This is a genomic window from Plantactinospora sp. ZYX-F-223 (assembly GCF_039649625.1).
Classification (GTDB): Bacteria; Actinomycetota; Actinomycetes; order Mycobacteriales; family Micromonosporaceae; genus Plantactinospora.
Genome location: NZ_JBDJAV010000013.1, coordinates 58,498 through 77,418, shown reverse-complemented (window position 1 = coordinate 77,418; position 18,921 = coordinate 58,498). Strand labels below are relative to the sequence as shown.

16 protein-coding genes are annotated in these 18,921 nt (G+C 72.1%); 6 read left to right on the top strand and 10 right to left on the bottom strand.

From position 1 onward, the window contains the following. Positions 1-40: 40 nt before the first annotated feature. The 4 genes from AAH979_RS15245 to AAH979_RS15230 are packed head-to-tail and all read left to right on the top strand — an operon-like array spanning position 41 to position 2,767. Positions 41-775, top strand: coding sequence for a transporter (locus tag AAH979_RS15245; protein WP_346258753.1), 735 nt, complete (start codon positions 41-43; stop codon positions 773-775). Continuing rightward, positions 772-1,092 carry a transcriptional regulator gene (locus AAH979_RS15240; protein ID WP_318400914.1) on the top strand — a complete coding sequence of 107 codons (321 nt, stop codon included), beginning with the start codon at positions 772-774 and terminating at the stop codon, positions 1,090-1,092. The genes AAH979_RS15245 and AAH979_RS15240 overlap by 4 nt, the downstream gene beginning before the upstream one ends. Further along, positions 1,089-2,015, top strand: coding sequence for an ABC transporter ATP-binding protein (locus AAH979_RS15235; protein WP_346258752.1), 927 nt, complete (start codon positions 1,089-1,091; stop codon positions 2,013-2,015). The genes AAH979_RS15240 and AAH979_RS15235 overlap by 4 nt, the downstream gene beginning before the upstream one ends. A 14-nt stretch (positions 2,016-2,029) precedes the next feature. After that, a complete protein-coding gene (locus AAH979_RS15230) occupies positions 2,030-2,767 on the top strand; it encodes an ABC transporter permease (RefSeq protein ID WP_346258751.1) in 738 nt (245 codons plus the stop codon). 259 nt (positions 2,768-3,026) lie between these two features. Here the strand turns inward: AAH979_RS15230 and AAH979_RS15225 are convergent, their stop codons facing one another. Genes AAH979_RS15225 through AAH979_RS15215 form a run of 3 tightly spaced genes read right to left on the bottom strand, consistent with a single transcriptional unit; the run spans position 3,027 to position 5,910 of the window. Continuing rightward, positions 3,027-3,860 (bottom strand): ABC transporter ATP-binding protein, encoded by an 834-nt coding sequence (locus AAH979_RS15225; RefSeq protein WP_346258750.1) that lies wholly within the window; start codon positions 3,858-3,860, stop codon positions 3,027-3,029. Further along, entirely contained in the window at positions 3,857-4,942 is a 1,086-nt protein-coding gene (locus AAH979_RS15220; RefSeq protein ID WP_346258841.1) for an iron ABC transporter permease, read from the bottom strand. Before AAH979_RS15220 ends, AAH979_RS15225 begins: the two co-directional genes overlap by 4 nt. A gap of 35 nt (positions 4,943-4,977) precedes the next feature. Then, entirely contained in the window at positions 4,978-5,910 is a 933-nt protein-coding gene (locus tag AAH979_RS15215) for an ABC transporter substrate-binding protein (protein ID WP_346258749.1), read from the bottom strand. Positions 5,911-6,306: 396 nt separating this feature from the next. On the opposite strand from AAH979_RS15215, the gene recQ reads away from it, so the two are divergent. Beyond that, positions 6,307-8,145: a DNA helicase RecQ gene (gene recQ / locus AAH979_RS15210; RefSeq protein ID WP_346258748.1), complete on the top strand. Its 1,839-nt coding sequence runs from the start codon at positions 6,307-6,309 to the stop codon at positions 8,143-8,145. 45 nt (positions 8,146-8,190) lie between these two features. Here the strand turns inward: recQ and AAH979_RS15205 are convergent, their stop codons facing one another. Next, positions 8,191-10,101 carry a M14 family zinc carboxypeptidase gene (locus tag AAH979_RS15205; RefSeq protein WP_346258747.1) on the bottom strand — a complete coding sequence of 637 codons (1,911 nt, stop codon included), beginning with the start codon at positions 10,099-10,101 and terminating at the stop codon, positions 8,191-8,193. A 211-nt stretch (positions 10,102-10,312) separates the two neighbouring features. On the opposite strand from AAH979_RS15205, the gene AAH979_RS15200 reads away from it, so the two are divergent. Next, positions 10,313-11,671 carry a C39 family peptidase gene (locus AAH979_RS15200; protein WP_346258746.1) on the top strand — a complete coding sequence of 453 codons (1,359 nt, stop codon included), beginning with the start codon at positions 10,313-10,315 and terminating at the stop codon, positions 11,669-11,671. Positions 11,672-11,724: 53 nt separating this feature from the next. On the opposite strand, the gene AAH979_RS15195 is transcribed toward AAH979_RS15200, so the two are convergent. From AAH979_RS15195 to AAH979_RS15170, 6 genes are all read right to left on the bottom strand, one after another. Then, positions 11,725-14,304, bottom strand: a complete 2,580-nt coding sequence (locus tag AAH979_RS15195; RefSeq protein WP_346258745.1) for a PEP/pyruvate-binding domain-containing protein — start codon at positions 14,302-14,304, stop codon at positions 11,725-11,727. 611 nt (positions 14,305-14,915) lie between these two features. After that, positions 14,916-15,212: a DUF4229 domain-containing protein gene (locus tag AAH979_RS15190; RefSeq protein ID WP_346258744.1), complete on the bottom strand. Its 297-nt coding sequence runs from the start codon at positions 15,210-15,212 to the stop codon at positions 14,916-14,918. Between the two features lie 15 nt (positions 15,213-15,227). Continuing rightward, positions 15,228-15,656 carry a hypothetical protein gene (locus tag AAH979_RS15185; RefSeq protein WP_346258743.1) on the bottom strand — a complete coding sequence of 143 codons (429 nt, stop codon included), beginning with the start codon at positions 15,654-15,656 and terminating at the stop codon, positions 15,228-15,230. Positions 15,657-15,796: 140 nt separating this feature from the next. Next, positions 15,797-17,011: an ABC transporter permease gene (locus AAH979_RS15180; protein WP_346258742.1), complete on the bottom strand. Its 1,215-nt coding sequence runs from the start codon at positions 17,009-17,011 to the stop codon at positions 15,797-15,799. Then, complete coding sequence (locus AAH979_RS15175; RefSeq protein WP_346258741.1) at positions 17,008-17,742, bottom strand: ABC transporter ATP-binding protein; 735 nt, start codon at positions 17,740-17,742, stop codon at positions 17,008-17,010. Before AAH979_RS15175 ends, AAH979_RS15180 begins: the two co-directional genes overlap by 4 nt. After that, a complete protein-coding gene (locus AAH979_RS15170) occupies positions 17,739-18,914 on the bottom strand; it encodes a peptidoglycan-binding protein (RefSeq protein WP_346258740.1) in 1,176 nt (391 codons plus the stop codon). Before AAH979_RS15170 ends, AAH979_RS15175 begins: the two co-directional genes overlap by 4 nt. Between the last annotated feature and the right edge of the window lie 7 nt (positions 18,915-18,921).

The following is an 18,921-nucleotide window of genomic DNA, read 5'->3' as shown; positions in this document are numbered from 1 at the left end:
CTTCGTGCGGTAATGGACTTTGTATTGTAAACTCGTTTACGTGACCGGGAACTTTGACGACGACCGCACCGGAAGCCCCACCGACGACCGCGACGAACTGCCGCCCCCCGACCCGGCCGCCGCGCTGCGGCTGATCGCCGAGCAGCAGGCCGAGGCGGCCCGCAGGCTCAGCCCCAACCTGCTCTGGTACTACTGGCCCTGGGGGCTCGCCTGGCTGATCGGCTTCGGCCTGTTCTTCCTGCGCTTCGGGCCGGACGGCCGGGTCTTCGTCGACCTGCCCACCTGGCTGCCACTGCTCACCCTGCTCACCCTGCTGGTCGCCGCCGGGATCATCTCCGGGATCGTCGGCGGCCGGACGTACGGGCAGGTCACCGGCGACTCCAACCGGCGCGGCCTGTGGTACGGCCTGGCCTGGGGTCTCGGGTTCAGCGGCATCAGCACGGTGCTCGGCCGGGTCTCCGACCACCTGCCCGAGGACGTCGCCGGACTGCTCTGGGCCGGCGTGGCCGTCGGGCTCACCGGCGCCCTGCACATGGCCGGCGGCGCGATCTGGCTGGACCGCAACCTGTTCCGGCTCGGCGTCTGGATCAGCGTCATCAACATCGCCGGGCTGATCGCCGGCTCCGGCTGGCACGCCCTGGTGATCTCGGTCCTCGGCGGCGGCGGGATGCTGGTGGCCGGGGTCCACTTCCTGCTCCGCGACCGGGTTCGCAGCCGGAACCTCGCCGCCGGCATGCCGGGCACCCCGAGCGGGAGCGCCCGGAGCGTCTCGTGACCGGCCTTCCCGAACTCGACCCCGTGATCCACGCACAGGCCCGGTTACGGGTGACCGCGACCCTCGCCACCCTGCGGGGCGGCGACCGGATCACCTTCCCCCGGCTCCAGGACATCCTCCAGATGACCGCCGGCAACCTCTCGGTGCACCTGCGCAAGCTCGAAGAGGCCGGCTACGTCGAGATCGTCAAGACCCACCAGGGCCGCACCCCGACCACGCTCGTCGGGCTCACCCAGCGCGGCCGGTTCGCCTTCGAGGAATACACCCTGGCGGTACGTGCCCTGCTCGATCCGCCCCAGACGGAGGAGAAGCCATGATTCTCGCCCGCGCCGTCCAGGCCACCCGCCGGTACGGCGACGTCACCGCCCTCGACCGGGTCGACCTCGAACTTCCGGCCGGTGAACTGGTCGGCCTGCTGGGCCCGAACGGCGCCGGCAAGAGCACCCTGCTGAGCCTGCTGGTCGGGCTGCGCCGGGTCAGCTCCGGCCGGGTCGAACTCTTCGGCGGCGACCCCCGCGACCCGGCGTGCCGCCGGCAGATCGGGATGACGCCGCAGGAGACCGGGCTGCCGCCCACCCTGCGGGTCGGCGAGGTGGTCGACTTCGTCTCCGCGCACTACGCCGACCCGGTCCCCCGGGCCGAGTTGCTCGGCCGGTTCGGCATCGACGACCTGGTCCGGCGGCAGACCGGTGGCCTCTCCGGCGGGCAGAAGCGCCGGCTGGCGGTCGCGCTCGCCTTCGTCGGCCGTCCCCGGCTGGTCTTCCTGGACGAGCCGACCACCGGACTGGACGTGACCGCCCGCCGCGAACTCTGGGACGGCATCCGACAGTTCCACGCCGACGGCGGCACGGTGCTGCTGAGCAGCCACTACCTGGAGGAGATCGAGGCGCTGGCGCACCGGGTGGTGGTGCTCGGCCACGGCCGGGTACTCGCCGACGACAGCGTCAGCGCGATCCGCGACCTGGTCGGGGTACGCCGGGTCAGCCTGGTCGCCCCGGAGTTGCCGGCACTGCCCGGGGTACGGGCCGTGGAGCGGGTCGACGGCGTCACCCACCTGCTCACCACCGACGCGGACCAACTCGTCCGGGACCTGGTGCGCAGCGGTGTCCCCTTCGCCGACCTGGAGATCCGGCCGAGCAGCCTGGAGGACGCCTTCCTGGCCATCACCGAGGCGCCGTCCGACCGCCGGGCGCAGTCCGAGCCGCAGCCACAGCCCGCCCCCCAGCCCGCCGACGTGTGACGGAGGAACCGATCGTGCGACTCTCGCTCGTGCACGCCAGATACCAGTTGCTGGAGACGGTCCGGATCCCGATCGCGCTGGTCGGCAGCGCCTTCTTCCCGGCCGCCTCGATGCTCTTCTTCGTCGTCCCGTTCAGCGGCGACGATCCGGTGATCGCCACCTACGCCACCGCCTCGATGGTCACCTTCTCGGTGATGAGCACCAACATCTTCCAGTACGGCATCGGGGTGGCCGAGGACCGGGCGCAGCCCTGGGACCCGTACCTGCGGACGCTGCCCGCCGGGGCCGCACCCCGGTTCGCCGGGCGGATCCTCGCCGGCCTGATCCTGACCCTGATCTCGCTGCTCCCGGTGGTGGTGATCGCGGCGGTGGCCACCGAGGCCCGGCTGACCGGCCCGGCCTTCCTGGCCGCGCTCGGTACGGTCGTGGTGGTCGCGGTGCCGTTCACCCTGATGGGGCTCGCGATCGGCTACTCCCTGCCGAGCAAGGCGGCGATCGTGGTCGCCCAGGTCGTCTTCTTCCCGCTGGCCTTCGGCGGCGGGCTGCTCTTCCCGCCCGGCGACTCGCCCGGGTTCATCGAGGCGATCGCTCCCTACCTGCCGACCCGGGGCGCGGTCGAGCTGATGTGGGCGGCCGTCGGCGACTTCCCGGTCGACCGGCTCTCGCTGGTGATGCTCGCCGTCTGGATCGTGCTGCTGGCCACGATCGCCGGCTGGGCGTACCGGCGGGACGAGGGGCGCCGGTTCAGCTAGTCGGGTGTCGCCCGCCGGGCGAGCACTTCCCGCTGCACGGTGATACCACGGAGTCATCCTGATGACACCGTGGTATCACGCTCGAAGGGCATATGGCTGCTGGCCAGCCAGATCCCGGAGCCGGTGGTCAGCGGCACACCGGGCCCGGGCCGGGATCGAGGGTCTGACGGCGTGCGGATGCCGGCTCGACTGCTCTGCGAAGGTCCGGGACGAGATCGAGCGGCCTGTTCCCGGTGACCACCGCGACTCCTCGCCTCAGTTAGTCGGCGGCGCGGCGGGTCCGGACCGGGACCACGAGGGGGCCGTGTTCCCCCTCGATCACCCGGACCCGGGCCCGGTAGTGCGTACCGAGCAGGTCGTCGGTGAGCACCGCCCGGGGCGGGCCGTCGGCGACCACCGCACCGGCTGCGACCAGCACCATCCGGTCGGCGTACTCGCCGGCGACCGAGAGGTCGTGCATGGTGGCCAGCACCGTCAGTCCGTGGTCGGTGCGGAGCTGGTCGACGAGTTCCAGCACCTCCTGCTGGTGACCGATGTCCAGCGCACTGGTCGGCTCGTCGAGCAGCAGCAGCGGGGCGCCCTGGGCCAGCGCCCGGGCCAGGAAGACCCGCTGCCGTTCACCCCCGGAGAGGGTCGCCAGCGGCCGGGCGGCGAACCCGGTCAGGTCCAGCCGGTCCAGTACGTCGTACGCGACCGCCAGGTCGGCGGCGGACTCCCGGCCCAGCGGCGGCACGTACGGGGTACGGCCGAGCAGCACGTAGTCGAGTACCGCCATTCCGGCCGGCACGACCGGGGACTGCGGCACCGTCGCCACCGTCCGGGCCCGGTCCCGGCGGCGGAGCCGGGCGATCGGCGTACCGAAGAGGGAGACCGACCCGGTGCTGGCCGGCAGCAGCCCGCCGACCGCGCGGAGCAGGGTGGATTTGCCGGCGCCGTTGGGTCCGATCACGGTGACCCACTCCCCGGTCCGGACCGAGAGGCTGACCCCGGTCAGGATGCGTGCCCCGCCGAGGGTGATGCCGAGGTCGGTCACCTCGACGGCGACGCCGTTCGGGACGCCGTTCGGGACGGTCGTCCGGGTCGAGGCGGTCATTCCGCCACCCGCCGGGTGGTGCGCAGCACGATCGCGAAGAACGGGCCGCCGAGCAGCGCGGTCACCACGCCGATCGGGATCTCGGCCGGTGCGGCGACGGTCCGGGCAGCCAGGTCGGTCAGGGCCAGGAAGGCGCCGCCGAAGAGCACCGACAGCGGCAGCACCGCCCGGTAGCTCGCCCCGGCCAGCATCCGTACGACGTGCGGGACGATGACGCCGACGAAGCCGATCAGCCCGGAGACCGAGACCGCGGCGGCGGTGGCCAGCGAGGCGGCGGCGACCAGCAGCAGCCGGGAGCGCTGCGGGTGCAGCCCGAGGCTGCTCGCCTCGTCGTCACCGAGCGCCAGTACGTCGAGTTCGCGCCGGTGCACCAGCACCACGGCGGTGGTGAACACCGCGTACGGCAGCACCACCAGTACGTCGTGCCAGCCGGCGGTGGCGAGCCGGCCGAGCATCCACGAGTAGACCTCCTGGATGCTCTCGGCGTTGCGTTGCAGCAGGTAGGTCTGGCCGGCGGCCAGGAAGGCGGAGACCGCCACCCCGGCCAGGATCAGCGTGGCCGGGGAGCGGTCCCGGCCGCCGGCCGCGCCGAGCAGGTAGGTCAGCAGCACCGCGCCGAGCGCCCCGACGAACGCGGCCAGCGGCACCGTGACCGGCAGCCCGACCGTGACGTCGGCGCCGGTGACCCCGCGCACCACGATCACGGCGGTCACCGCGAGACCGGCTCCGGCGGCGACGCCGAGCAGGTGCGGGTCGGCCAGCGGGTTGCGGAAGACGCCCTGGTAGCAGCCGCCGGCCAGGGCCAGCATCCCGCCGACGAGCAGGCCGAGCACCACCCGGGGCAGCCGCAGCTCGGTGACGATGGCGATCTCGCGCTCGTTCAGGCCGCTGTGCAGGTGCACCCCGGGCACGAGGTTGAGCAGCTCGATCGCGACGCCGCCGGGCGGCAGGCTGACCGGCCCGAACGCGATGCCGGCCACCGCTGCGGCCAGTACCGCCGCGAAGCCCGCGACCAGCCATCGGCGACGCAGCCCGGCGGGCCGGGTGGGCCGGCCGCCCCGGGCGGCACGACCGGGCACGATCGGGGCGGCGGGGCGGGCCGGGGCACCGGCTGTGCTCAAGCGGGCACCTTGGCGACCGCGTCCACGATCACCCGGAGCAGCTCGACCACCCGGGGGCCCCACCGGGACGCGACGTCGTCGTCGAGCCCGACGACCTGGTTGTTCTTCACCACGGTCATCCCGGACCAGCCCTTGCGGGCCGAGACCGTCTGCGCGGACTGCTGGCAGCACTTGGTGTCGGCCAGGAATACCAGGTCCGGGTCGGCCTTGATGATCGCCTCCTCGCCGAGTTGCGGATAGCCGCCCTTGGAGCCGTCGGCGTCGGCGGGGTCGGCGATGTTCTCCAACCCGACCATCGCAAACAGCGAACCGACGAAGGTCTTGCTGGTCAGCGAGTAGTACTCCGGGCCGAGCTCGTAGAAGTAGCTCAGCTTCGCCGGCCGCTGCGGCACGTCCGCCACCAGCTTCTCGATCTCGCCCTTCATCCGGCCGACCAGGTCGGCCGCCTCGGCCGGATGCCCGGTGAGCGTGCCGAGGTCGGTGAGCTGCCGGTACGTGTCGTCCAGCGTCTTCGCCGCCGGTGCCAGGTAGTACGGGATCTTCAACTGGCCGAGCTGGTCCACGATCTTGTTCAGGTCGTTGGTGAGTACCACCAGGTCGGGGTTCTTCGCCGCGATCGCCTCGGCGTTCGGGGTGAACGCCGACAACTCGGTCTTCGGCGCCTCGGCCGGATAGTTCGAGTTGTCGTCGACGGCGGCGACCTGGCCCCCCGCGCCGATCGCGAAGAGCATCTCGGTGGCGGTCGGGCCGAGTACGACGATCTTCTCGGGGCGCTTGTCGAGGGTGAGGGTGCCGACGGTCACCGGATAACTGGCGCCGCTGGCGCTCGGCGCCGCCTCCTGCCCGGGGTCGTCGGCGGCGCAGCCGGTCAGGGCCAGCGCCGCGCCGGCCAGCAGCGCGGCCAGCAGTCGGGGCGTACGTCGGGTCATCGGTCCTCCTGTCGGGTGAGGTCTGGTGCTCCGCCGACAGGTGCCTGTGCCCCCCGCCCACGGGGCGCCCTTCCTCGAAGGCGCTTTCCGCGACCGCACCGCAGGCGACCTGGCTCATCCTCCGCATGCCGGGCTCGGGGCCGCCCGAGGGCGGCGAGCGGGTGCGGGAGGCATCACAGTTGCGGGACAGCGCCGGTTTCACACCGGCTTCGCTGCGGGGTGGTCGGGGCAACGGTAGCGCATCCGCTCCGTGACCCGGCAGCGGCATAGCGCCATCCGTACACCGTTCCCGCTGATCAGAAGCTGTCCGGGCGGCCGCTCAGGACGGGCGGACCTTTCCGGCGGCACGTGGCCGGGGACGGGTTTCCGTCGGGTGAGCCTCGTAGAATCCGCCGAATGGCCCTCCCCACCGACCAGCGGACCGGCGACGCCCTCGACGTGCTGCGCCGGGTCTTCGGCTACGACAGCTTCCGAGGCGAGCAGCGCGAGATCATCGACCAGCTCGTGAACGGCCGCGACGCGCTGGTGCTGATGCCGACCGGCGGCGGCAAATCGCTCTGCTACCAGATCCCCGCGCTCGTCCGGGACGGGGTCGGGGTGGTGATCTCGCCGCTCATCGCGCTGATGCAGGACCAGGTCGACGCCCTGACCACCCTCGGGGTACGCGCCGGCTTCCTCAACTCCACTCAGGACTTCGAGGCCCGCCGACTGGTGGAGACGGCCTTCCTCGCCGGTGACCTCGACCTGCTCTACCTCGCCCCCGAGGCGCTGCGCTCGGAACACGTGCTCCGACTGCTCGACCGCGGCACCATCGCGCTGTTCGCGATCGACGAGGCGCACTGCGTCGCCCAGTGGGGCCACGACTTCCGCCCCGACTACCTCGCCCTGTCGATGCTGCACGAGCGGTGGCCGGCGGTCCCCCGGATCGCGCTGACCGCCACCGCCACCCCGGACACCCATGCCGAGATCGCGGCCCGGCTCAACCTCAAGGACGCCCGGCACTTCGTCGCCAGCTTCGACCGGCCCAACATCCAGTATCGGATCGTGCCGAAGCGGGAGCCGAAGAAGCAGCTCCTCGACCTGCTCCGCACCGAGCATCCCGGTGACGCCGGCATCGTCTACTGCCTGTCCCGGGCCTCGGTGGAGAAGATCGCCGAGTTCCTCGTGCAGAACGGCGTACCGGCCCTGCCGTACCACGCCGGGCTGGACGCGCCGACCCGGGCCGCCAACCAGCAGCGGTTCCTCCGCGAGGACGGGCTGGTGATGGTCGCGACGATCGCCTTCGGGATGGGGATCGACAAGCCGGACGTACGCTTCGTCGCCCATCTCGACCTGCCGAAGTCGATCGAGGGCTACTACCAGGAGACCGGCCGGGCCGGTCGGGACGGCCTGCCCTCCACCGCCTGGCTGGCGTACGGGTTGCAGGACGTGGTGCAGCAGCGCAAGCTGATCGAGGGTTCCGACGGCGACCTGGCCCGGCGCCGGGTGCTCGGCACACACCTCGATGGCATGCTGGCGCTCTGCGAGACGGTCCAGTGCCGGCGGATCCAACTGCTCGGATACTTCGGCCAGCAGAGCGGGCCGTGCGGCAACTGCGACACCTGCCTGAGCCCGCCCGAGTCCTGGGACGGCACCATCGCGGCGCAGAAGCTGCTCTCCACGGTGCTGCGCCTGCACCGCGAGCGCGACCAGCGGTTCGGCGCCGGCCAGTCCATCGACATCCTGCTCGGCCGGCAGACCGAGAAGGTCACCCAGCACCGGCACGACACGCTCAGCGTCTTCGGCATCGGCACCGAACTGACCGAGTCCGAGTGGCGCGGCGTGGTCCGGCAACTGCTCGCCCAGGGGCTACTGGCGGTCGAGGGCGACTACGGCACGCTGGTGCTCACCGAGACCAGCGCAGACGTCCTCGGCAAGCGGCGCGAGGTGATGATGCGCCGCGAGGCGCCCCGGGCCGCGTCCACCGGCCGGGCCGCGAAGCCCCGGGCCGCCGGGGCCGCCGCCGTCGCGCTGCCGCCGGACGCCGAGCCGGTCTTCGAACGGCTCCGGGCCTGGCGTGCGGCCACCGCCAAGGAGCAGGGCGTGCCGGCGTACGTCATCTTCCACGACGCGACGCTGCGGCAGATCGCGGCCGAGCCGCCGACGACCCTGGCCGAGCTGGCCGGGGTCAACGGCGTCGGGGAGAACAAGCTCGCGAAGTACGGGCAGCAGATCCTGGACGCCCTCGCCGGATGAGGCGCCCCCGAGCCCGCCACCGAGCGGGCTCGGGGGGTCGGACCGCTACGAGCTGGTGATCGTCACGTTGTCGATCGCCGCCTCCACCAGGCTGGCCCCGGAGGCATCGGCGGCTTGCACCAGCAGCCGCACCGATTGCCCGGCGTACGCCGACAGGTTGGCGGTGGCGGTCGTCCAACTGCCGTTGCGGTTGCTGGCCGCGCCGGCCTGGTTGAGCAGTTGGCTGGTCCCGCCGCTGTGCACGACGCTCACCCGCAGGTAGTCCGCGGACGAGGCGTTCGACCCGTGCGCGAGATACCAGGCCAGGGAGAGCGTCAACGTCCCGCTGCCGGGCAGCGTGATCGCCGGTGACTGGGCGGTGCTCAGGCCGCCGTCCACGTCGTGGTCACCGGCCGCCGCGCCGGCCAGCCGGCCGGTGACCAGGTCGTTGCTGCCGGCGTACGGGGCGAGCTGCTTGGCGCCGCTGGAGGTGGTCGCCTGCGCGGTACCCCGTTCCCACGCCCCCGAGGTGGCGGTGTCGGTGCCGGCCGGGTTGACGGTCCAGCCGGTCGCGGTCTCGAAGGTGTCCGACCAGACCGTGGTGCCGCCGCCGGTGCCGCAGTACGTCGCCTGCAGCCCGACCACCCGGTACGGGCAGTCTGCGTACTCGCTCAGGATCAGCACCGCCTCCCGGTTGCGGGAGGTCTGCGCCGGGATCACCTCGTCGGGCGGGTAGAAGCCGCCGCCACCGGCCGAGCCCGGGTACATCTCGAAGGTGTACGCGAAGATGTTGTGGGTCGCCCACATCCAGTCCAGGCTGTCCCCGTCGGTGATGTAGAGGTCGCTGGACTGCTCCGGGGTGTAGCCGTTGGTGGCCGCCATCTGCTGGCCGAGGGTTCGGAAGGTCCGCTCCTGGTCGGCGTTCAGCCCCGGCCCGGTGTTCGCGGTGGTGTAGCCGTACGGCCAGAGCACCAGCTCCGAGTAGGTGTGGAAGTCGATGTTCACCTTGATCTGCTGGGTACCGCCGACGACCCGGCTGTTGACGAAGTCGCGCAGCCGGGCGGTCTCCGGCGCGGAGAACGCCGACGGGCCCCGGTAGGTCTCCGAGGAGGTCGAGCCGGACGAGCCGCCGCAGCAGCCCCAGTTGTAGCCCCAGTTCCGGTTCAGGTCGGTGCCGACGTTCGACGACCCGCTGTTCGGCTGCCGGTTCTTCCGCCAGGACCGGTAGGAACCGGTGGCGATGTCGTACTCGCTGCCGTCCGGGTTGACCGTCGGGACGATCCAGATCTCCCGGCTGTTGACGATGTTGGTGATCCGGGAGTCGGAGCCGTAGTTGTCGGTGAAGAGGTTGAGCAGGTAGATAGCCATCTCGACGGTCAGGTGCTCGCGGGCGTGCTGCTGCGAGTTGAACAGGATCTCCGGCTCGTTCTCGTCGGTGCCGACGTTGTCGGAGATCTTGATGACCGGCAGGTCGCGCCCCTCGTAGGAGGTGCCCATGCTGGACCGGCGGGCGATGGTCGGATGGTCGGCGACCACCTGGTTGAGCACCGCGTTCAGCTCGGCGTAGTTGTGGTACGCCGAGTCGGCCGGCGGGAAGTCGAGCACTCCCACGTCGCCGTGCTCGTGCTGGCCGCGGTCCGGCGCCGCCGGTACGGCCGCCACCTGGAAGCCGAGCGCGGTGATCGCCTTCACCTCGGCGGCGGTGGCGGTGACGTAGAGCGTGCCGTGCTCGACGTAGTCGATGCTGGTGCCGGTGGCGGCCACCGCGTTGCGGTCGGCCAGGGTGCGTGGGCCGGTCACCCGGTATTCGGCGCTGGTCGCCGATCCGGCCTCGGCCCGGTCCGGTCGAGCGCTGGCGGCGCCGGCCGCCGGGCCGATGCCGGCCACAACGAGTCCAAGCACGACGGTGCCGGCGAGCGCGCCGGCCCGGGCCCGGTGCCGGATCGACGGCCCGGACGTCCAGGTGCGGAAGAGCATGTAAACCTCCTGGGGGTAGGGAGGACTCCGCTGGGTAGTGCACACTGCACCATCCGTACCATGGTCATATCAATATGGATCACTTGGCGTCCCATGCCAGTTGGGCCCTTCTCCCGGCAAAGATTTTCTTAGCTTGAACATCTGGCGAAAGTTCCTGCCGAGCGGAATAGTGGCGACAGGACCCCGACCTTCGTCCCCCTGCGGAGCATCGATGGCCAGTTCGCCGAACCAGATCAGCCGACGCACCTTCACCCTCGCCGGCCTCTCCGGCCTGGCCCTGCTCGGCACCGGCGTGCCGGCCCGGGCCGGCGCCGCGACCGGCCGCCCCCGCCCGGCACCGCACGACGAGCAGATCACCTGGCAGGGCTTCTCCAGCTACGCCGACTGGCGGCGCGGCACCCACCAGGGCACCGTCGCCCTTCCCGGCGCGCGGACCGGGATCACCATGCTGCGCCCGGCCGGCAGCACCGAATACGCCGATCCGCACACCGGCACCACCCGCACCTGGTCGTACGCCACCTGGACCTCGCCGGTCACCCCGGTCGGCTTCGACGCCAGCGAACTGGTCGCCTCGTGGAACGCCGAGACCCCGGCCGGCACCTGGATCCAGGTCGAACTCCAGGGCACCTACAACACCGGCGCCCTGACCCCGTGGTACGTCATGGGCCGGTGGGCCGCCGGCGACCAGGACATCCGGCGTACCAGCGTGAACCGGCAGGGCGACCCGTACTCGACGATCTGGACCGACACCTTCTCGATCGACGACGTCGCGACCGGGGTGCTACTGCGGGCGTACCAACTGCGGCTGACCCTCTACCGCGCGCCGGAGAGCCGCCGCTCCCCCCGGGTCTGGCTGCTCGGCGCGATGAGCTCGCTGGTGCCGGACCGGTTCACCGTGCCGGCGAGCACCGGCCGGATCGCCTGGGGCCGGGAGCTGGCGGTGCCCCGCTACTCGCAGAACATCCACGCCGGGCACTACCCCGAGTACAACGGCGGCGGCCAGGCCTGGTGCTCGCCGACCTCCACCACCATGGTGCTGGAGTACTGGGGCCGGAAGCCGTCGGCCGAGCAGACCTCCTGGGTCGACCCCAGCTACCCCGACCCGTCGGTCAACCACGCCGCCCGGATGACCTACGACTACGCGTACGAAGGCTGCGGCAACTGGCCGTTCAACACCGCGTACGCCGCCTCGTACGGGTTGGACGCCAAGGTGACCCGACTGCACTCGCTGGACGAGGTGGAGCACTTCATCAACGCCGGGATCCCGGTGGTGACCAGCCAGTCCTTCCTGGCCGAGGAGCTGGAGGGGGCCAACTACGGCACCTCGGGGCACCTGTTCGTGGTGGTCGGCTTCACCGCCGACGGCGACGTGGTGGTCAACGACCCGGCGTCGTCGGCCAACGACGCGGTGCGCAATGTCTACCGGCGGGACCAGTTCGAGCAGATCTGGCTGCGGACCAAGCGGATCAACGCCAGCGGCGGGGTCTCCGGCGGGTCGGGCGGGATCGCGTACCTGATGAAGCCGTGCGGGAAGCCCTGGCCGAGGGTGTCCGGGTCGACCAACTGGTAGGCCCAGGCCGACCGGTAAGACCTCCTGGGGAGGACCGCCGGGCCCGTACCCGGTCAACGGCGACCGGAGTACGGGGCCGGCGCATTCCGGGCCGGAGGGACCTGGGCCGAATCGCCCGTCCGAGGCTGATCGCCCGTCGGGGCCGGATCGCCCGTCAGCAACTCGACCGTGCCGCGCGCGCCGTCCACCCGGACGCGGTCGCCGTCACGCAGCCGCCGGGTGGCGTTGCCGGTGCCGACCACCGCCGGGATGCCCAGTTCCCGGGCCACGATGGAGGCGTGTGACAGCGGCGCACCCATGTCGGTCACGACGGCGGCGGCGCGCGGGAACATCGGGGTCCAGCCCACGTTGATCAACGTGGTCACCAGGATCTCGCCGGGCTGAAGCCGATCGCCCTGCTCCGGGACGGAGATCACTCGGGCGATGCCCTCCACCACGCCGGGAGCCCCGGGGAAGCCACTCACGGTGTCGCTCACCGGGACGGCGGCTCCGCGCGCGTCGTACAGGTCGGCCCGCCGATCGGGCTCGGCGGCCCAGCGTACGGGATCGAACCGACCGACGATCAGCGCCGGGTACGGCGGCAGTGCGGCGTACTGCTCGTGGGTCGCTCGGCGTACCGGCACCCGCTCCAGCCCGGCCGGGTTGCCGCGTAGCAGGTCGAGCAACTCCTCCAGTCGGAGGTAGAACACGTCGTCACCGTGCCCGGTCAGCTCACCCGCCCGGAGGACGAACGCACGCAGCACCCAGAACGCCCGGATGATCTCCGAACGCACGCGCTCACGATCGCGTACGACGTCGTTCCAGCGCCGTACCCGCTCGCGTGTCCTGGCCTCTTTGCGCGGGTAGCGTTGGGCGAAGCGCGCCCAGGCGTCCTCTCTAGCCCTGTCCTGCCGGGCGAGCAGCGTCTCGGCGTCGGTACGCAGCTCACGCAGGCCCGCCAGCTGGGCGTCGATCCAGCCGGGGTCCTCGCCGGGCCGCGGGATCGACACCTCGAACTCGTGCGGGCCCCGATGCCCGTACGTGCGGACGAACTCGTCCCGGGTGATCTCCCCGTGCGCCAGCCGGGTCAGGCCGATCAGCAGGCCCAGGCTGGCCAGCTCGCCGCTGGCGTTGGCCCCGGTGAGCATGGCCTCGGCGTCGCTCTCGCCCATCGTCCTGCGTAGCCTGTCCCGGGTGAAGACCAGGATTCTGCCGCCCTGACGGTTCGCGGCCTCCAGCATGCGGGACGCGGTGACCAGGTGCGGCTCGATCTCCCGCTGGTACAGGTCGGCCAGCTCCGGCCCGGAGCGGGCGGCGGCAATCCGTGGATGCAGGTCCTCGCACCGCTGTCGGGCGGTAGCCAGGAACGCCCGCAGGCCCTTCACATTCCTCCGCACATTGCGCCGGGCGCGGATCGCCATACGCACACCGCTCTTCACGGCCTTCCAACGGAGGAGCTTCACCTTCGGTACGTCGAGGCCGGGCGGAATCCTGCCGAAGACGTCTTCGACCGCATCGAGCCATCTCTTCGCTCGAAAGACCGCGGCCACGGAGTAGACGGGGCTGAGATTCATGTAGCAGCGCCCGCCGATGTTGCCCACCAAATCAACGCCGGGCTGGGCCGACTCGGACATGGCATGGTGAATGAACAGCCGTACGAACGACCAGGTGATGGGGGTCATGACGTCCGGGATGGCCTCCCCAAAGTTGCCTCTGGTCCACAAATACTCGCCCTTGAGGCTGTCGTTCCACACCTCAACCCGTGGCTTGAGACAGGTGATCGGCCGGGCCTGGAGGATCACGAAAGCGCCGTCGCGCCTGGCCCACTCCACATCCATCGGCACGCCGTACAACTGCTGCACCCGGGCACCCAAGGCGGCCAACTCCAGCGCCTGCGCCTCGTTCAGGACCGGCTGGCGGCGCAGATCGTCGGGCACGGGCCGGTCCTCGGTACCTCCGGGGACCCGCACCGTCATGAGCGTCTTGTCGCCCGTGCTCGCCCTGGTGACCGTACCGCCCGACACCACCATCGTGTCCGGGGTGACCCGCCCACCGGCCACCGCCCCCCCAAGCCCCCACGAGGCGTTGATCACCGTCTCCTCGCCGGCACCGCTGACCGGGTTGGCGGTGAACAGGATGCCCGCCGCGTCCGCGTACACCAGCTCCTGCACCACCACCGCCAGCGCCACGTCGTGGTGGGACACACCGTGCCGCTCCCGGTAGGCGACGGCGCGCGCGTTCCACAGCGAGGCCCAGCACCGCTTGACCGCGTCCAGCAGGACGTCGCCACGAACATTGAGATAGCTGTCCTGCTGGCCTGCGAACGACATCTCCGGCAGATCCTCTGCGGTGGCGGACGAGCGGACGGCGACCGGCACATCCGCGCGGAGAGTCCGGTAGGCGGACAGGATCTCGTCAGCGATGCGCGCGGGCACGTCGTGACGGGCGAACACCGCCGTGGTCCGCACCGGATCACTTGGGTCGATCTCGTCGCGGAAGGCCGACACGAAGACGCGGTACGCCTCGGTCGTGACGTGGAACCCGCCAGGGACCGGCAACCCGGCCCGGAGCAGCCGGGCCAGCGAGGCGCCCTTGCCACCAACAGTGCCCAGGTCGGCCGCCACGCTGTCGAGCGGTAGCACCAGCTTCACCACGCACGCTCCTCAGTGCCCAGCGAGGCCGCGAGCTAAAGCAGCGACCTCCTCCATCGCGTTGAGAAGTCGACGATGTGTCGGCTGCTACGCCAACACGCCCAGGTGCGTGAACCGCGCCGCCACGGCCACCCCGCCGCCGAGGCGGTGCTGGCCAAGCCGCGAATCCGCCGCGGCTGACCGCTCACCGTCGCCTGTCACTCGACACGAGGTATACTCCGAAACTGCCGAATAAACGAACCAGAACCACAATCGCCGGCACCGTTTCTACGATCTCATGCGACGGTCCAGTGAGAACCTGATACTCCTTCGTGAGGCAATCGCCCCGCCACCCAAGCGTCGATCGAATACGTTGCGACGCCCGACGTTGGCAGAATAGAACACATCTATGACGACAACAAGTCGCATTTCTGGCGGCTTTCGGCGATCGAGCAAAAACGCACACCGCCTCGACAGACCTGAATCCACCTCGGTTGTCACCCTGGCGCCACAGGAAACGGTGAGGCGACTGAACGTTCGCGCCCAGCCATGCGCAGCCTCGGCAGGCTGGCAAGGTCAAGAAGGGGCCCCTCCTCTACCCAAAGACGATAGAACGGGCCCTTCCCCTGCCTTCCTTACCTCGCGTCGTCAGACTTGTCCGCTGGCTTCTTCGCTGCGTCGGGGGACTGATCCTCGCCAGCCAGCGCGGAGCGCAGCCGCTCCTTCTCGGCCCGGCGCTTCTCCGCCGCCCCGGCCAACTGCTGGGCCATCTCGTCCCGCCAGCCGCGCAGCAGGAAGAACGCCAGCGCGGCGGAGAACGCCACCGCCAGCATGAGCTTGAGGAAGATGTTCATCTCGACCGGCCAGAGCGCCAGGGCGACCGCCACGAACAGCCCGATCCGGCCCAGCGTGTACTTCACCGCGGGACTCATCTCCGCCAACTCCGATCAGCTCGTCCGGCCGGCGAGCCAGCGGACGCCGACAAACCAGACCAACGCGTACGCCGTGGCGAAGACCGCCGCGGCCAGCCCGCCCGAGACCAGCGGCGGGGTCGAGGCGGCCAGGCCGGCGGCGAGCAGCCCGACGGCGACCCCGACGGCGGCGGCCACCAGCGCCGCCGCGACCCGGGCCGGGCCGAACCGCCAGGCCCGGAACTCCTCGACGAAGATCCAGGCCGGCAGGACCACCGCCAGCCACCCGCTCGCCCGGCCGAACTCGCCCAGCCCGACCAGGGAGGCGCCGAGGTCGATGACGAGCAGCGCCACCAGCCCGACGACCACCCCGACCAGGGCGACGCCGAGCAGGTCGGCCAGCAGCACGATCCGGCCCTGGTCGTCCCGCCGGGGAAAGGGTGCGCGTTCGCTTCGCTCGCTCATGACCTATCGAGGGTACGTGAGCGGGCCCGGAACCTCCTCCGCAGGCGGTACCCGCCGGGAGGACGCCGTAGCGGTGCCCGGCGGCGCGGACCGCGCCGACCGTGGCGCCCCGCACGCCCCCGCACCGGCGGCGGTCGCCGCTACCCGGCCCGGAGCGCCTTGGTCGGCAGCATCCGGGCGGCCCGGGCCGCCGGGTAGAGCCCGGCGAGAGCGCCGGCCAGCAGGCTGCCGAGCAACCCGCCGGTGAGCGCGTCGACCGGTACCACCACCGCCCAGTCCCGGGCGGCGGCGTAGCCGATCGTGATTCCCGCCCCGATCACGGCTCCGGCCGCACCACCGGAGACGGACAGCAGCACCGACTCGGTCAGGAACTGCCGCCGTACGTGCGCCCGGGTCGCGCCCAGTGCCCGGCGCAGCCCGATCTCGCCCCGCCGCTCCAGTACCCCGATCACCATGACGTTGGCGATCCCGACGCAGCCGACCAGCAGCGCCACCGCGCCGAGCCCCAGGAACAACCCGGTGTACGCCGCCTCGGCCGCCGCCCTGGCGACCAGCGCGTCCGACGGCCGGCTCACCTCGACCTCGCTCGGACTGGCCGGGTTCGCGACCATCGGCAACTGCTCCCGGACCCTCGGCACGGCCTCCTCGGCCGACCGCTGGTAGATCCGGGTCGGCAACCCGTCGAAGCCCAGCCGCTCCATTGCCACCGGTACCCCGACCAGCACCGCCGAGTCGACGGCCGGTTCGAGGACCGCCGGCCCGAGTACTCCGACCACGGTGAACCACTGACCGGCGAGGAAGATCTGCGGGCTGCTGCGTACCTCGGTGATGCCCAGCCGGCGCGCGGCGGCGGAGCCGAGCACGGCCACCGGGTACCGCTCGGTGGCGGCGTTGAGCCAGCTTCCGGAGGCCACCGGCACCTCCAGGGTCGCCGGCAGGCCGAGGCTGGCCGCCAGGATCGCGATGCCGCCGCTGTTGCCGGCCGGCATCCGGTCGTGCCGGTAGACGCCGCCGTCGACCCGGCCGACGTGCGCGGTGGCCCGCACCCCGGGCAGCCGGGCGATCATGGCCGGCGCCTCGGCCGGCAGGTGGGCGTCCTCACCGGTGAGCGACTTGCCCGGCTGCACGGTGAGCAGGTTGGTGCCGAGCGCGTCGATCTGGGCCAGCAGCCCGGCCTGGCTGGACGCGGAGATCCCGAGCACCGCGACGACGCAGGCGATGCCGATCGCGATGCCGAGGCCGGAGAGGGCCGCCCGGGCCGGCCGGCCCCGGATGCCGAGCAGGCCGAGCGGCAGCACGTCGGCCGCCCGCAGCCGGGACCGGGGCAGCCGGCCCGCGAATCCCGCGCCGGTCATCCGGCCACCCCCGTCGGCTCGGCGCGGTGCGCTAGCGGCGGCTCGGCGGTGCGCTGGTCGGAGACGACCCGGCCGTCCCGGATGCCGATCCGGCGGGGCAGTGCGGCCGCCAGCCCCGGGTCGTGGGTGATCACCACGACCGTGGTGCCGTCACCGTTCAGCTCGCGCAGCAGTGCCAGCACGGCCGCGCCGGAGCGCGAGTCGAGGTTTCCGGTGGGCTCGTCGGCGAGTACCACCGCCGGGTCGCCGACGACCGCGCGGGCGATCGCCACCCGCTGGCACTCGCCGCCGGAGAGCTGGCCGGGGCGGTGCCGTAGCCGGTGCGCCAACCCGACCCGGTGCAGCGCCGCCACCGCCCGCTCCCGCCGCCGGGCCGCCGGCAGGCCGGTGTAGAGCAGGCCGGTGGCGACGTTGTCGACGGCGGAGAGCGTCGGGGTCAGGAAGAACTGCTGGAAGACGAAACCGATCCGGTACGCCCGCAGCGCGGCCAGCTCCGCTTCCCGCATCCGCCCGGTGTCCCGGCCGTCGACGTAGACGGTGCCGCCGGTGGGCCGGTCCAGGGTGCCCATCAACTGGAGCAGGGTGGTCTTGCCGGAGCCGGACGGGCCGACCACGGCCAGCAGTTCGCCCCGGTCGACGCGCAGGTCGACGTCGCGCAGTACCGGCAGGTCGCCGTACCGCCGGGAGACGGCGCGCAGTTCGAGGACGGGTCCGCCGCTCGGTCCGCTCACAGCGTCGGCACCTCCACCTGGTCGCCCTCGGCGAGTCCCGCCCCAGAGACCTCGACCCGGCCGGAGGTGAACATCCCGGTCCGCACCGGTACGCTCCGCCGGCCGCTCTCCGGGCCCACCACGACCACCGCGTACGCCCCGTCGGGTCCGACGGTCAGCGCCTCCACCGGCACGCTGAGTACGCCGCGCCGGGTCTCGGCCGGGAAGGTGACCGTGGCCGTCCCCTCGGAGACCCCGCCGAGTTGGCTCTCCGGTGCGGTGATCCGCACCTCGACCGGCACCGTCTGCGGGCAGGAGTTCCCCTGGCACCCGGTCGGCTGCCCACCGGCCTGTGCCGCCGTACCGCCGGGCAGGCTCTGACCCTGGCTGGACGAGGTCTGCGCGGCGCTGCCCAGCGTGGCCACCGTGCCGTCGACGGTACGGCCGGTCGGCAGTTGCACCCGGACCGCCTGACCGACCCGGACCAGCGCCCGGTACGACAGCCGCAGGTCGAGCTGGACACTGTGCCCGGTGCCTGTCCCGGTCAGCACCGTCTCGCCCGGCTGGATCCGCTGGCCGATCAGCGGCTGCACCGCCCCGACCCGGACCGCCCCGGGTGTCACCAGTACGTCTCCCGGGGCCAGCTCGCCGGTCTCGTCCACTCCCAGGTCGTCCTGCCAGCGCCGCACCGCCCGGGCGGTCGCCGCCGTGTAGGAGTCGTCGACGGTCAGCCGGTCAGGATCGGCGTGCCCGAGGTCGACCAGGTTCCGCTCCAGTTGCCGTACGTCGGCGCCGCTGCTGCCCGGGGCGAGCGGCCGGTAGAACGGCACCGAGCCGTACAGCAGCGGGATCGGGCGCAGGTCGACGCCGAGGATGCGCTGCCCGCGCTCGACCACCTGGCCGGGCCGGGGCACCCAGGTCACCGTCCCGGCCACCTGCCCGACGAGCTGGTACGCGCCGGCGAAGCCGAGCCGGCCGGTCGCCTGCACCGAGGAGACCAGATCGGACCGGGTCACCGGCCGGGTCGGCAGGGTCGCCGCCGCCGGGCGGGGTTCGGTGGGCTGGCGGCCGACGTACCGGTAGCCGACCAGTCCGGTGGCGGCCAGCAGCAGTATCGCGGCGGCGCCGGCCAACCGGCGCGGCCAGCGCCGCCCGGAGCCAGGCGGCGGGCCCGGCTCGTCAGGGGCTACCACGCCGGGG